Here is a 12265-nt window from a genome sequence, read left to right as displayed (position 1 = left end):
GGAACGGGAGGTGGAACGCGTCGATCGCGCCCGCGGGGCCCGGTGGGCCCGGCTCTCAGGCCAGCCGGGCGTGGACGCCGCGCACCGCGCTCGCGATGGCCTTCACGTGGTCGGGCGTGTAGCCCTCGTTCCAGTGCAGGACGACCAGTGTCCGGTCGATCAGCCGCTCCGCGTTCGGGCAGAGCCCGGTCGGATACGAGCGGCCCTCCAGCGGGAAGCGCGAGGAACCGTAGACGGGCTCGCCGGCGAGCGCGGGGTTGGCGTACAGGGGGCGTTCCAGATACCCGGCGACCGCTGGGACGCCCTCCGCGGCGAGCGCCTCCGCCCAGACGCGGTTGCCCGGGTCGTCGGGCACCGTGAACGGGAACAGCCACCAGGCGTGCCCGGCGGGATCGGGGAGGCCGATTCCGGCCAGGTCCCCGAGCGAGGAGAGGAGTTCCCCGGCGCGTTCGGCGCGGCGGGCGACGACTCCGGCGGCCTTGGCGAGCTGGGCGCGGGCCACCGCGGCCACGAGTTCGGTCATGCGGTAGTTGAGGCCGAACGACAGGTGCAGCCGCCCGATCGTCCGGTCCCAGCCCTTGTCCATGAACAGCCGCATCCGGCGGGCCAGCTCGTCGTCATCGGTGATGCACAGACCGCCGTCACCTGCGGTGATGTGCTTGTACTGCTGGAGGCTGAAGCACGCGATGTCGCCGACCGTGCCGAGCGGATCACCCCCGGGGGTGGTGCCGAGCCAGGCCTGGGCGCAGTCCTCGACGAGGATCAGGCCGTGCCGGTCGGCGACCGCGCGGAGCCCGGCGAGGTCGGCGGGCGCGCCGAAGAGGTGCACCGCGATGACCGCCCGGGTGCGCGGGGTGACCGCCGCCTCGACCGCGGCGGGGTCCAGGTTGCCGGTGGCCGGATCGACGTCGGCGAAGACGGGAACCCCGTTCTGCGCGAGGATCGGCGCGACGGTTCCGAAGTCGGAGATGGGAGTGGTGATGACCTCGTCCCCGGGGTCGAGGCGTACCGCCGCGACGGCGAGGTGCAGCGCCGCCGTGCCCGAGCTCGACGCGACCGCCGCGCGGCGGCCGTACAGCGCGGCCATCTCTGCCTCGAGGGCGCGCGTCTCGGTGCCGAACGTGCTGCACAGCACGGCGCTGTCGAGGACGCGCAGCACCGCGCGCCGCTCCTCGTCTCCGATCGTCCGGCCGTCCGGAGCCAGCACATCGGGGAACCGTCCGCCGTCCGTGCCCATGCCTCTCCTCGCCGTCGCGCCGCACCCTTTTACGGTCTGGGCCGAAAGTTATGTCACCTGAAGAAGCCCGTCAAGAGGGCGAGCAGGGGAGTTAACAAACCCCAGGAGTGGTGCACTAACCTAGCCGGTTGAGGGCTGGACCTAAATCGAAGGAGCAGAGAGTGCCCATCACCATCGGGGTCGTGGGTCCCGAAGACCTGGTCCACCGCGTCATCGCGGTGGGCACCGAGATGGGCGGTGCCATCATGACCGGCCTCGCCTACCGGCACGAGGAAGAGGCCGCGGAGGTCGTCGCCTCGGCCCCGGAGGACGTCGACGCGTTCCTGTTCACCGGCGTGGTCCCGTACACCACGGCCGCGGCCGTGGTGACGCGGCCCTCGATGTACGTCCCCTACGACGGCGCGACACTGCTGCGGGCACTGGTGGAGCTCCTGCGCCTGGGCCACGACGTGACGCGGATCTCGGTCGACACGCTCCGGCGCGCCGAGGTGCTGGAGACCCTCACCGAGGCCAAGCTGCCGACCGACCAGGTCCAGGTGCTGCCCTACAGGGCCGGCCTCACCTCCGAGGACATCGTCGAGTTCCACCGCACCGCGCGCGACCGGCACGACACCCGGGTGGCCATCACCTGCCTGGGCTCCGCGTACCACGTGCTGGAGCCCCTGATGCACACCGTGCGGCTGGCGCCGTCGCGCTTCTCGATCCGGTCCACCATCCAGGCCCTCATCCTGACCGCGGTCGGGCAGCAGGTCGGCGACGCCCAGGTCGCGCTGGGCCTGATCGAGCTCCCCGGCCCGGACGACACCCTGGCGGCGGACGTGGTGACGCTGGGCGGCAGCCTGGCGCCGCTGCCCGGCGGGCGCCACCTGATGGTGACCACGCGCGGCCTCCTGGAGCAGGCCACCGAGCAGTTCACCAGGCTGCCGCTGCTCGACCGGCTCGCCGCCCGGCACCCGACCGTGCACGTCGGCTTCGGCATCGGCCGTACGGCGGCGGAGGCGGAGTCCCTGGCCAAGCGCGCCCTCGGCCGCGCGGAGGCGATCGGCGCCTCGGTGGGCGTGGTCGCGATGGCCGACGACGTCGACATCGTGATCGAGCCCGCCGACGGCGACGAGCCACCGGCCGAACGCGGCGCCGAGAGCCTGCCGCTGCTGGCCCGCCGCGTCGGCCTCAACGCGCAGACGCTGACCCGGCTGCGCGAACTGGTCACCGACCGCCCCGACGGCCTGACCGCGCACGACGTCGCCGAGCATCTGGTCGTGCAGCAGCGCACCGCGCGGCGCGTGCTCAAGCGCCTGGAACGGGCCGGGATCGCCACCCCGATCGGCAGCCAGCAGCAAGGCCGCACCGGCCGGCCGCCGACCGTCTACCGCGTGAACCTCTGACAGTGGCCCGCGTCCGGTCGTCCGGACCGGTGGACGGCGCCGCCGGGCGGCCCGGCGACCGCTCGCGCTCGGGTCAGTGGCGGGAGGCCAGGCCCGTGTTGACCGAGTTGGCGTAGTCCGGGGCCTTGGCGCCGCGGCGGGGGCGGAAGTCGAACGCCGAACCGTCGGTGAAGTCGATCCGGAGGAACCATTCCGGCTGCGGGGTGCGGCCGAGCGGCACCGCCCGCAATCCGCGGACCGCCGCGAACGGGATTTCCCAGCAGGTCGTCAGGGGCGCGGCGGAGTCGTCGTCGCCGCGGGCGCCGCGGACGCGGCCGCGCAGGCCGCCCGGCCTCGCGGGACGGGCGAACCGCGACTCCACGGCCACCGCGAGCCGCCGGTCCGTGAGCAGCAGCCACGCCTCGTCGGCGTACCCGGACATGTGGCTCGCGACCGCGGCCGCCGCCGCGTCCGGTCCGGGCGCGTGCGCCCACCCCCAGAGCACCGGGTCGTCGGCCCACTCGTCGTACCAGAACCGGCCCGCCCGGACCGGATCGGTCGGCAGGGGCCAGGACGGGTCCGGGACCGACGAACCGTCCGGGACGGCGGGCGGGCACGGCGCGGCGCTCGCCCCCCGCACGGTCGTGCCGATGTGCCCGGCCGCGTGGTCGCCCATGACCAGCCTCTCGCCGGGCGCGCACCAGTGCGCGCGGGCGATCTCGTACAGTTTCTGCTCGTTGCGCGGCATTGGGTCACCCGTCAGGAACGTTGCGTGGCAAGGCGGACGAGCCGTCCCGCCGCCTCGTCGTCAGGGGCGGTGACGTCGAAACCGGAACCGTCGTGGAGCCCGATCCGCAGGACCGGGACCTTGCGGGGACGGAACCCGGAGGGCAGCTTGCGCCGGTCCAGGCCGACGTGCGCGATCTGCGCGGCCGGAATCTCGGCGAGGCCCGCGACGCGGGACAGCGGCACCGGTTCGCCCGGTGGATAGGGATGGTCGCGAGCGAGCGCGCGTCCGAACTCCGCCGCCCCGGCGGCGATCCTGCGGGCCCGTGACAACACGCCCGCCTGCGGTTCGGGCTGCGCTGATTCGGCGGCCTCGCCTTGCACCATCGCGACGATGCCGATCCGGTACGGGGTCAGGACCCAGTAGCGGGTCTCCCGGGACTCGGGAAGCGTCACCCGCGCGGCCATGCCGCCGCCCGGCCCGTAGACCACCATCGCCGGTGGGCTGAGGCTGTCTTCGCGGAACGCCGAGTCCATGCCGGCTCCGACGGCGTTCAGCACGGCCCGTCCGGCGCCGCCCGGGATGCCCCGCCAGTCGTGGCCGTCCACATCGAAGCGCAGGGTGGAGCCGTGACAGTACAGGCACAGCAGGACGGGCTCCTCCGGCCGGCACCAGTACCGCCGTAGTGCCAGGGTTCCGCTGAGCTCGCGGCCGCTCATACTGGCGCTTTCCGGACCGACATGGCGAGATCATAGTGGAGCTCCAGCGCGGGCGGCCGCGGCTCATTTGAAGAGGTAGGCCAGCATCGCCGCGGTCATGAAGGCGACCAGGATGTAGAACATCACGTAGGCCATCAGCGCGACCGCCGCCAGGACGAGGACCGCGAACGCGACGATGGAGATGACGGCGACCGCGGCACTGCCCGCGATGAAGGCCGACACGTTGGCGGCGGTGCCGTGCGCCAGCGTCAGCGCGGACGTGCCCGGCAGGCCCCGGGGAGCGGGCAGCGACACGGACACGAGGGCGAGGGCGCCGAACGAGGCCAGGCCCGCCGGTGTCGCGAAGAACTCCAGGACCGTCCACAGCACGGACACCGGCCACTGCAGCGTCCAGGTGTGCACCGCGTCGTTGAGCCAGTGCGTCCTGACCGCGAAGGGTCCGGCCGCCACGGCGGGCGCGTGCTTGTAGATCTCTCCCCAGATCACCAGGACGGCGAGCACGGCGCCGAACGTCCCGGCCCTGGCCGGACGGCCGTGCGGCAGGACGTCCGCCCTCATCAGCCGGACCATGAGCAAGGGATAGCCGATCGTCACGGCGATACCGAGCAGCAGCACGAGCAGGTAGAGCGGGTACAGGAACGTGACGAGGATGGCGTTGCGCTCCAGCCCGATGCGGGGGATCGCGTACCCGAAGGCCAGGTCGGCGAACAGCGGAACCCAGGCGACCAGGCCGGCGACGGCCGCCGCCGCGCTCACCCTCTTGGGCAGTGCCATCGCGCCCCACACGAGCAGCGCGCCGCCGCCGAGGAAGCACAGCACCAGGACGGCGGCGAGCCAGGTGGGCGAGGTGTGGGCGTCGTCGTCGCTCGCGCACCGGTCGCCGCCGGAGTCGAAGCAGGCGAGGAACGTCCCACGGTTGCCGGTGGCGTCGCCGCGGACCCAGCGCCGGTCGACCGACTCGTACCGGACGCCGAGCTCGAACTCCTTGGTGAACCTCCTGCGCGTCCCGTCCCCCGCCAGCACGGCCCGGTACGTCTCGTCGCCGTCGACGCGGCCGAGGCGGAAGGCGAACGAGCCGCCCTTTCGCGTCGTGGTCGACGCGGCGGGCTCCCATTCGCCGCCGAACATGCCGCCCTCCCGTTGCAGCACGACGCCCAGGCCCGCGGCGGCGCCCGGGAACCTGCCGCTGATCGTGACGGGCTCGCGGTTGGTCGGGTGCGAGGGGGTGGCGTGCAGGGACGGGGCGTCGGCGCGCGCGCCCGGCGCGAAGAGGCACAGGAACGCGACCACGAGCGCCGCCACGGAGAGGAGACCGCGGAAGCGGGCGGTGCCGGGCAGCGAACGGAGAGGGGACGGCATTCGGCTCCTTGTGAGGTCACGGTCCGCTTGGACGAGGTGGCGGTGGGGAACGTGCGGGAGCCGGACGACGAAGCGGTCAGGGAGGTGGGTCGCGCGGATCCCGGTCGGTGAGCCCGGCGGGTTCCAGCCCGAGCGCCCGCTCCAGATCGGCGGGCGAGTGCTCGCGCAGGTAGGCGGCGAACTTGTGCTTGACCTGGTCCATGTATCCGGACGCGGTCTTCTCGGTGATGAACAGGCGTCGCGCGATGCCGCGGAACGATTCGCCGCGGGCCCGTGCCGCCAGCACCTCCCGTTCCCGGGGCGACAGGCCGGGCAGCCGGCCGCGCCGTCCGGCCAGCTCCGCCAGCCCGGTCAGGGCCTGGGTGATGACGATCCGGCCGGCCGCGACGTCGGCGGCGGCGCCGGCGAGCACCGGCAGCGGCTCGGCCTTGTGCACGACGCCGCGCGCCCCCGCGTTCAGGCAGGCGACCAGGACGGCGCGGCGCCGCTCGTTGGTGTAGACGAGGACGCGCCACCCGTCCGCGGCGAGCGCCGCCACCGCGTCGGTCCCCTGAAGGACGGGATCGGTCCCGGTACCGGTCAGCGTGAGGTCGAGCAGGACGACCTCCGCGCGTGGGCGGACGGCCAGGAACCCGTCCACGTCCCGGTACGCGGCCACGACGTCCAGGCCCGGCACCAGGACCCGGAGGCCGTCCCGGATGAGGGTGTCGTCGTCGATCGCCGCGACCCGCACCCGCGGCTCGCCCGTCATGACGCGACCTGCGGCTCGACGGCCAGGGCGGGTTCGCCGGGCAGGGCGCCGCGCAGCGTGACCCGGGTGCCGTCGCCGGGGACGGAGTGCACGTGCACGGCGATCGCGTGCGCGGCCAGAGCCTGCTCGACCTGGACGCGCAGCCCGAAGCCGCGCGGCGTGACGGCCGGGTCGAACCCGCGGCCGTCGTCGGTGACGGTCACCTCCCATTCGCCTTCGGCGGGGTCGGCGTCGGCGTGCACGACGACGCTCGCGGCGTCCGCATGCACCCGCACGTTCGCCAGCAGCGTGCCCACGGCCGCGCGGACGGCCCCGGCGGCGGCTTCCGGCAGGCGGACACCGCCGGCCAGGTCCACGCTGACTTCGACGGGCAGGTCCCGGTAGTCGCCGACGGCGGCCCGCACCGCCGAGACCAGCGATGGGCCGTCCGCACCCTCCGCGGGCGGTGGCTCACCCGCCGCGTCGTCCAGGAAGGCGCGGACCCGGTTGGCCAGCGCCATCGCCCGCGCGCGCAGCGGTTCGTCCAGCTCTTCGGGGACGCCTCCCCCGGCGAACAGCCGCAGCACGCTGATGTTGTCGTGCAGCAGGAGCCGCTGCCGTTCCCGCTCCCTCAGCCGCGCCGCCTCTGCCGCCGCCCGCGCCGCCTCCTCCCGCGCGCGCTCGGCGTCGCCCGCCAGCCGCCGCAAATAACCGACCAACAGCCGGGCCAGCACCGCGAACCCGACATAGGCGAACGCGTTGCCCAGCACGGTCGCCGCCGAGCCGTCCGCCGCCCCCGGCAGGGTCGCGGCCAGGTAGCACCCGGCGAGGACGGCGACCGCGGCCGCGACGTGCCGCCGCCGCGTGAAGACGACCGCCGCTCCCACGGCGGAGCTCAGCGTGCAGGCGAACCCCCACGCCGTCCAGCTCCCCGTCCGGTCGGACGGGGCGGTGAACAGCGGCTGGGCCAGCAGCACCGCCCCCGCGGTCGCCGTGTCGGCCCAGCCCCAGCGGCGGTCGCGGTAGGCGCGGGCGCCCGCCACGACCGCGCCGACCGCCGCCGACTCGGCCAGGTAGCCGCCGAGGACCACCAGCAGCAGGACCGGCGAGGTCGCCTGCCGCAGGGCGACCGGCGACGCGACGGCGAACTGCGCCAGGTTCACCACGCGCACACCCGCGAACACCGCCACCGCGCACAGCTCCACCCCCGCCGGAGTCGTCGGCAGCGCGGGCCCGCGCAGCCCGCCGATCAGCTTCATGCCCGCATGATCCTCGACCCCGCCCCGGCCGCATACCCGGCATTTCCCGGGATGTTCTGCCGTGATCGTGTGTGCGATCGTCGGGGGGACGGCCGCCGTGCACGCGGCGCTCCCAGGCCCGCGACGTGGAGGGACGGCGACGTGTCCGACTTCGATGATCTGGTGTCGGCGGAGCGGCGCAGGCTCGACGAGCAGGCGGCGGCGCGCGCCGCGGGCGAGAACGCCCGGCGGCACGGCGAACCGCCCGAGTGGCAGCGGGTCGTCGCCCGCGTCCAGGACCTCCTGTCGGCCGCGGCGCGCCACCTCCGGGACGCCGGCGTCCCGCCCGTCCCCGTGCTGGAGGCGCGCAAGCCCAACGAGCGGTTGCAGCTCTGGGGGTTCGAGCTCGCCGGCCGCGTCGTGGTCGTCGGTCACCGCTGGCTGCTCGGGCCCCTCGCCCTGGACGCCGAGGGCCGCGCGTACTCGATGAGCCGCGCGGTCCCGCTGGTGCCCGACTTTCCCCTCTCACAGCTCCCCGGACTCAACAAGAAGATGCGCAAGGCGCGGCTCCGGACGGGCCTCGCGCCCGACCAGCAGGTGACGTGGGCGAGCATGGCCCCGTACGTCCTCGACCCGGCGGTGGGCGTCGAAACCGGTCGCGTCGCCTGCTTCGGCAAGGGCGAGGACGGCACTCCGCTACTGCTCTCGACCGACCCCGGCAGCGGCCGGCCGCTGGAGCCCGTCCTCGCGGAGGCCGTCGCCCGTCACATCGCCCAGCACACCCGCCGCTGACGCGGCGCGGGGCCGTCAGCCGTTCGGGTCGATGGCCATGACCACGGCCTTGGGCTCGGTGAAGAACTCGCGGCTGTAGGTGCCGCCTTCGCGGCCGAGGCCCGAGTCACCGACCCCGCCGAACGGGGCGCGCAGGTCGCGGACGAAGAAGCAGTTCGTCCACACCGTTCCGGCCTTCAGGGCCGCCGACACCCGGTGCGCCCGGGAGAGGTTCTCCGTGAACACCATCGCGTTCAGGCCGTACGGGGTGTCGTTGGCCGCGGCGACGGCCTCGTTCTCGGTGTCGAAGGGCGTGACCACGGCGACCGGACCGAAGATCTCCTCCCGGCGCACGCGCGCGGTCGGCGGCGCGTCCAGCACCACGGTCGGCCGGACGAACAGGCCCTCGGCGCCCGCACCACCGGTGACGATCTTGCCGCCGTCGCCGGGCACCCCGTCGAGGTAGGCCATCACCTTCGCGTAGTGCTCCTCGGAGGCGAGGGGGCCGAGCTGGGTCGCGGGGTCCTTGGGGTCGCCGGGCACGAGGGCCTCGGCCGCGGCGACGAAGCGGTCCAGGAACTCCTGGTAGACCTCGCGCTGGACGAACAGGCGGCTGCCGGCCAGGCAGACCTGCCCGGCGTTGCTGAAGATGGCCTTGATGGACCAGGAGGCGGCGAGGTCCAGGTCGGCGTCGGCGAACACCAGGTTGGCGCCCTTGCCGCCGAGCTCGAAGCTGACCGGGGTGAGGTTCGCCGCCGCGGCCCCGGCGATGGCGCGGCCGGTGGCGGACTCGCCCGTGAACGTGATGCGGTCGACGCGCGGGTCCCTGGTCAGCGCCTCGCCGACGGAGCCGGGCCCGTAGCCGTGGACGACGTTCAGCACGCCCGGCGGCATCCCGGCCTCCAGTGCCAGCCTCGCCAGCAGGGCCGCGGAGGCGGGGGTCTGCTCGGCGGGCTTGAGCACCACCGTGTTGCCCCACGCCAGCGCCGGTGCGATCTTCCAGGTCTCCAGCATGAGGGGGAAGTTCCACGGCGCGATGGCGGCGACGACGCCGGCCGGTTCGAAGCGGGTGTAGGCGTGGTGGCCGCTGTCCATCGGCAGGGCCTCGGCGGCCGACAGCCGCGCGTGGTCGGCGAAGAACCGGAAGTTGTAGGCCGACCGCGGCACGTCCTTGCCGCGGGTGTCGGAGATCGGCTTGCCCATGTCGGTGGTGTCGGCCATGGCCAGGTCGTCGAGGTTGGCCTCGATCAGGTCGGCCAGCCTGTGCAGGATCGCGCCCCGTTCGGCGTAGCCCATGCGCGGCCAGGGGCCCTCGTCGAACGCGCGGCGCGCGGCCGTGACGGCGAGCCCCGCCTCGTCCGGGCCGCCGAGCGCCACCTCCGCCCAGGCCTGCCGGGTGTAGGGGTCGACCGTGGAGAACCGGGCGCCTCCGGGGGACTCGGTCTCCCGGCCGTCGATGATGTGGGGGATCAGTTTCATGGCTGTTCCTCGTCGCGTTCTTGGATGGTCACGTCTCCCGCGGCCCAGTGGGTGGCGGGCACCTCGCGGAGGATGACGCGGATGTTGCCCCGGGGCGCCCCGGTGGCCGCCTCGGCCGCCTCCGTCAGACGGCTGATCAGTGCGCGCAGCTGCTCCGGCGGCCGTCCGGCGACCAGGGTCACCTCGATCAGGGGCATCAGCGGGCCCCCGGGGTCCGGGCGGCCGGGGCCAGCGCGGCGGCCGCGTCGTCCACCGAGACGACCTCGGCGAAGACGGTGCCCATCAGCCGCAGGCTGTTCAGGTGCAGGTCCTCGAAGTATCCGGCGACCGCCTCCCTCGCCACGACCGCGCGCAGGTCGCGGAAGAAGGCGGCGCGGACGGTCGACTCGACGCAGAAGTCGGTGCGCACACCGGCGACCACGAGCGTGCCGACGCCGAGGTCGCGCAGCAGCCCGTCCAGCTCCGTGCGGTGGAAGGCGTCGAACCGCGGCTTGGTGATCTCGTGGTCGCCCGGGGCGCGGTCGAGGCCGGCGAGCAGCTCGCCGCCCCACGTCCCGCGCCTCAGCCCGCTCGCGCGCAAGAACGGGCTCCGCTCGGCCAGCAGCCCGACGTCGGCGTCCTTCTCCCACTCCATCCGCACCCAGATGACGGGCCGGCCCGCGGAGCGGGCCGCGGCGGTGAGGGTGTTGACGTGCCCGACGAGGTCGTCCAGCCCCGCGACGCGCAGCCCCGCCTGCGCGAACACGCCGTCGGGGTGGCAGTAGTCGTTCTGCATGTCGATGACGAGCAGGGCCGCCCGCGGAGCGCTCATGTGCCACCCCGGCGGGTGGCGGTCAGGGCGGCGTGCGCCGCGACGGCGGCGTCCAGGCGCTCGGGGTCGTCGCCCGCGATGGCCTCCACCAGTTCCTTGTGGACGGCCGGCCCGTCCACGTACCTCGTGGACGGCTCGTTGGACGTGACGCCGCGCAACCGGTTCTCCACGAACTCCAGCAGGGAGACATAGGTGTGCTGGAGGACCTTGTTCGGGGTTATCTCGGCGATCCGGCGGTGCAGGGCCCAGTTGGCGGCGAGGTAGCCGACGCCGTCCTCGGAGTCGCTCTCCACGGCCGCGGCCATCGCCTCCGCCAGCCGGCGCAGTTCGGCGACGTCGCCTTCGGTGCGGTGCCGCATGGCCTCCCGCGCGAGCAGCGGTTCCAGCGCCTCGCGCATGACGAGGCAGTCGGAGACCGAGACCGAGTCGCCGCTGAGTTCGAGCATCTTGCGGCCGAGGCGCACCAGCGGGGGCGGGGTCGCGACGAAGATCCCGCCCTTGGGGCCGGGACGGACGGAGATCGTGCCGCGCGCGGTCAGCAGCCGGACGGCCTCGTTGAGCGTCCCGGCCGCCACGTCGAACTCGCGGCGCAGGCTGTCCCGGGTGCCGAGGCGGTGGCCGCCGGCCAGGGTGTCCTCGGCGATGCGCGCCTCGATCCTCCTGGCCACGGTCTCCGCCAGGGAAAGCCGGGGCAGCTCGGTCGCCGCCTTGTCGGTGCTCATGTGGGGTGTCCTTCGACTGGGATGGGGGGAGCGGAGGGTTCTTCGACCCGGTCGTCCGGGTCCCGCCGGGCGACGCGCAGTCCGATGAGACGCGCGGCGTTGCCCCCCAGGATGGCGGTTTCCTGCCCGGCGTCGACTCCCAGCGCGCGCACCGTCCGCAAGGGGTCATGGTCGACCAGGTCGAACGGGGTGTCGGTGCCCAGCAGGACGTGGTCGGCCGTCATGTCCTCGACCAGCCGGCCGAGGGCCCCGGTGTCGAACACCGCGGTGTCGTACAGGAGCCGGCGCAGGTAGTCGCTCGGCGTGCGGCTCGTCACCCGCGCGACCGGCTTGCGCCGCCAGCCGAGGTCGAGGCGGCCGCTGACGGCGGGCACGCACCCGCCGCCGTGCGCGAGGCAGAGGACCAGGTCGTGCCGGTCCAGCACACCGCCGAAGACGAGCCGGGACGTCGCCAGCGCGGTCTCCATGGGGTAGCCGAGCAGCTGGACCAGGTGGTAGTCCGCCAGCCGGTCGCGGGAGGAGACGCGGCTCGGGTGCAGCAGCGTGAAGCAGCGCCGTGCGGCGAGGGCCCGCCACAGTTCCTCGTTGACCGGGTCGTCGAGTTCCCGCCCGCCGCCGAAGGTGCCCATGGTGGCGCCCGCCATGCCGAGCTCGTCCAGGCAGCGGGCCAGCTCGTCCGCCGCGCCCGGGTGCCCCACCGGCACGGTCGCCAGGGCCGACAGCCGGCCGCCCGAGCCGGCGGCGAACTCGGCGAGCGCGTCGTTGGCCAGGCGGGTGACCTCCAGCGTGAGCCGGTCGTCGTCGGACTCGGAGGCGAACAGGAACGGGGGCGCGGCGACGACCTGGTGGTCCACCCCCATCGCGGTGAGGGAGGCCAGGCGGCGTTCCATGTCGTGCTGTTCGGGAGCGAGCGGGATCGGCGATCCGGGCGCGAGCCCGCAGATCGCCGGGTCGAGGTTCAGCACGCGCTCCGCGGCGCGGGACAGGTCGGCCAGCCCGTGGCGTTCCAGATGCCGCAGGAGCGGCATCGGCATCGCGTGCGTATGAACGTCGATGACCGGCGTCGGCGGATGGGGCCCGCGCCCGGCCTCGTCTGCGTGGGGCACGG

The 12265-nt window shown here is 74.2% G+C and carries 13 protein-coding genes; 2 read left to right on the top strand and 11 right to left on the bottom strand.

Translation table 11 applies throughout. The annotated features are described in order from the left end of the window. Positions 1–55: 55 nt before the first annotated feature. The gene (locus tag AB0C84_RS04900; RefSeq protein WP_361061193.1) at positions 56–1237 is read right to left on the bottom strand and encodes a DegT/DnrJ/EryC1/StrS family aminotransferase; all 1182 of its coding nucleotides are present in this window, start codon (positions 1235–1237) and stop codon (positions 56–58) included. A gap of 161 nt (positions 1238–1398) precedes the next feature. Here AB0C84_RS04900 and AB0C84_RS04895 point away from each other — a divergent pair, with 161 nt between their 5' ends. Beyond that, the gene (locus tag AB0C84_RS04895) at positions 1399–2622 is read left to right on the top strand and encodes a hypothetical protein (protein WP_361061191.1); all 1224 of its coding nucleotides are present in this window, start codon (positions 1399–1401) and stop codon (positions 2620–2622) included. Between the two features lie 73 nt (positions 2623–2695). Here AB0C84_RS04895 and AB0C84_RS04890 read toward each other — a convergent pair whose 3' ends face one another. The 5 genes from AB0C84_RS04890 to AB0C84_RS04870 all read right to left on the bottom strand — a co-directional run bounded on the left by AB0C84_RS04890 (position 2696) and on the right by AB0C84_RS04870 (position 7395). Beyond that, complete coding sequence (locus AB0C84_RS04890) at positions 2696–3349, bottom strand: hypothetical protein (protein WP_361061190.1); 654 nt, start codon at positions 3347–3349, stop codon at positions 2696–2698. 11 nt (positions 3350–3360) lie between these two features. After that, positions 3361–4047, bottom strand: coding sequence for a hypothetical protein (locus AB0C84_RS04885; RefSeq protein ID WP_361061188.1), 687 nt, complete (start codon positions 4045–4047; stop codon positions 3361–3363). Between the two features lie 63 nt (positions 4048–4110). Next, the gene (locus AB0C84_RS04880; RefSeq protein WP_361061186.1) at positions 4111–5406 is read right to left on the bottom strand and encodes a hypothetical protein; all 1296 of its coding nucleotides are present in this window, start codon (positions 5404–5406) and stop codon (positions 4111–4113) included. Between the two features lie 76 nt (positions 5407–5482). Beyond that, positions 5483–6157, bottom strand: coding sequence for a LuxR C-terminal-related transcriptional regulator (locus tag AB0C84_RS04875; protein WP_361061184.1), 675 nt, complete (start codon positions 6155–6157; stop codon positions 5483–5485). Then, entirely contained in the window at positions 6154–7395 is a 1242-nt protein-coding gene (locus AB0C84_RS04870; protein ID WP_361061182.1) for an ATP-binding protein, read from the bottom strand. Before AB0C84_RS04870 ends, AB0C84_RS04875 begins: the two co-directional genes overlap by 4 nt. Before the next feature lie 141 nt (positions 7396–7536). Here AB0C84_RS04870 and AB0C84_RS04865 point away from each other — a divergent pair, with 141 nt between their 5' ends. Continuing rightward, positions 7537–8166, top strand: a complete 630-nt coding sequence (locus tag AB0C84_RS04865; protein ID WP_361061180.1) for a hypothetical protein — start codon at positions 7537–7539, stop codon at positions 8164–8166. A gap of 15 nt (positions 8167–8181) precedes the next feature. Here the strand turns inward: AB0C84_RS04865 and AB0C84_RS04860 are convergent, their stop codons facing one another. From AB0C84_RS04860 to AB0C84_RS04840, 5 genes are read right to left on the bottom strand one after another with little or no spacing between them, the layout of a single operon-like run. Continuing rightward, positions 8182–9624 (bottom strand): aldehyde dehydrogenase, encoded by a 1443-nt coding sequence (locus tag AB0C84_RS04860; protein WP_179845665.1) that lies wholly within the window; start codon positions 9622–9624, stop codon positions 8182–8184. Further along, positions 9621–9821, bottom strand: coding sequence for a 2-hydroxymuconate tautomerase (locus AB0C84_RS04855; RefSeq protein WP_179845664.1), 201 nt, complete (start codon positions 9819–9821; stop codon positions 9621–9623). The genes AB0C84_RS04860 and AB0C84_RS04855 overlap by 4 nt, the downstream gene beginning before the upstream one ends. Next, positions 9821–10435 carry an isochorismatase family cysteine hydrolase gene (locus tag AB0C84_RS04850; protein ID WP_361061177.1) on the bottom strand — a complete coding sequence of 205 codons (615 nt, stop codon included), beginning with the start codon at positions 10433–10435 and terminating at the stop codon, positions 9821–9823. The genes AB0C84_RS04855 and AB0C84_RS04850 overlap by 1 nt, the downstream gene beginning before the upstream one ends. Beyond that, positions 10432–11157: an FCD domain-containing protein gene (locus AB0C84_RS04845; RefSeq protein ID WP_179845662.1), complete on the bottom strand. Its 726-nt coding sequence runs from the start codon at positions 11155–11157 to the stop codon at positions 10432–10434. Before AB0C84_RS04845 ends, AB0C84_RS04850 begins: the two co-directional genes overlap by 4 nt. Next, positions 11154–12263, bottom strand: a complete 1110-nt coding sequence (locus AB0C84_RS04840) for an amidohydrolase family protein (protein WP_258944515.1) — start codon at positions 12261–12263, stop codon at positions 11154–11156. Before AB0C84_RS04840 ends, AB0C84_RS04845 begins: the two co-directional genes overlap by 4 nt. Positions 12264–12265: the final 2 nt, after the last annotated feature.

Origin of the sequence: Actinomadura sp. NPDC048955 (assembly GCF_040649435.1) — a bacterium.
Taxonomy (GTDB): Bacteria; Actinomycetota; Actinomycetes; order Streptosporangiales; family Streptosporangiaceae; genus Spirillospora; species Spirillospora luteofluorescens.
Note: the sequence above shows the minus strand (reverse complement) of the source record. Positions and strands in the feature narration are given on the sequence as shown.

What these genes read in the sequence shown, in the direction of transcription:
- AB0C84_RS04855 (WP_179845664.1), bottom strand. Translation starts at nt 9,821, where the DNA reads ATGCCCCTGATCGAGGTGACCCTGGTCGCCGGACGGCCGCCGGAGCAG.
- AB0C84_RS04850 (WP_361061177.1), bottom strand. Translation starts at nt 10,435, where the DNA reads ATGAGCGCTCCGCGGGCGGCCCTGCTCGTCATCGACATGCAGAACGAC.
- AB0C84_RS04880 (WP_361061186.1), bottom strand. Translation starts at nt 5,406, where the DNA reads ATGCCGTCCCCTCTCCGTTCGCTGCCCGGCACCGCCCGCTTCCGCGGT.
- AB0C84_RS04870 (WP_361061182.1), bottom strand. Translation starts at nt 7,395, where the DNA reads ATGAAGCTGATCGGCGGGCTGCGCGGGCCCGCGCTGCCGACGACTCCG.
- AB0C84_RS04890 (WP_361061190.1), bottom strand. Translation starts at nt 3,349, where the DNA reads ATGCCGCGCAACGAGCAGAAACTGTACGAGATCGCCCGCGCGCACTGG.
- AB0C84_RS04885 (WP_361061188.1), bottom strand. Translation starts at nt 4,047, where the DNA reads ATGAGCGGCCGCGAGCTCAGCGGAACCCTGGCACTACGGCGGTACTGG.
- AB0C84_RS04860 (WP_179845665.1), bottom strand. Translation starts at nt 9,624, where the DNA reads ATGAAACTGATCCCCCACATCATCGACGGCCGGGAGACCGAGTCCCCC.
- AB0C84_RS04845 (WP_179845662.1), bottom strand. Translation starts at nt 11,157, where the DNA reads ATGAGCACCGACAAGGCGGCGACCGAGCTGCCCCGGCTTTCCCTGGCG.
- AB0C84_RS04875 (WP_361061184.1), bottom strand. Translation starts at nt 6,157, where the DNA reads ATGACGGGCGAGCCGCGGGTGCGGGTCGCGGCGATCGACGACGACACC.
- AB0C84_RS04900 (WP_361061193.1), bottom strand. Translation starts at nt 1,237, where the DNA reads ATGGGCACGGACGGCGGACGGTTCCCCGATGTGCTGGCTCCGGACGGC.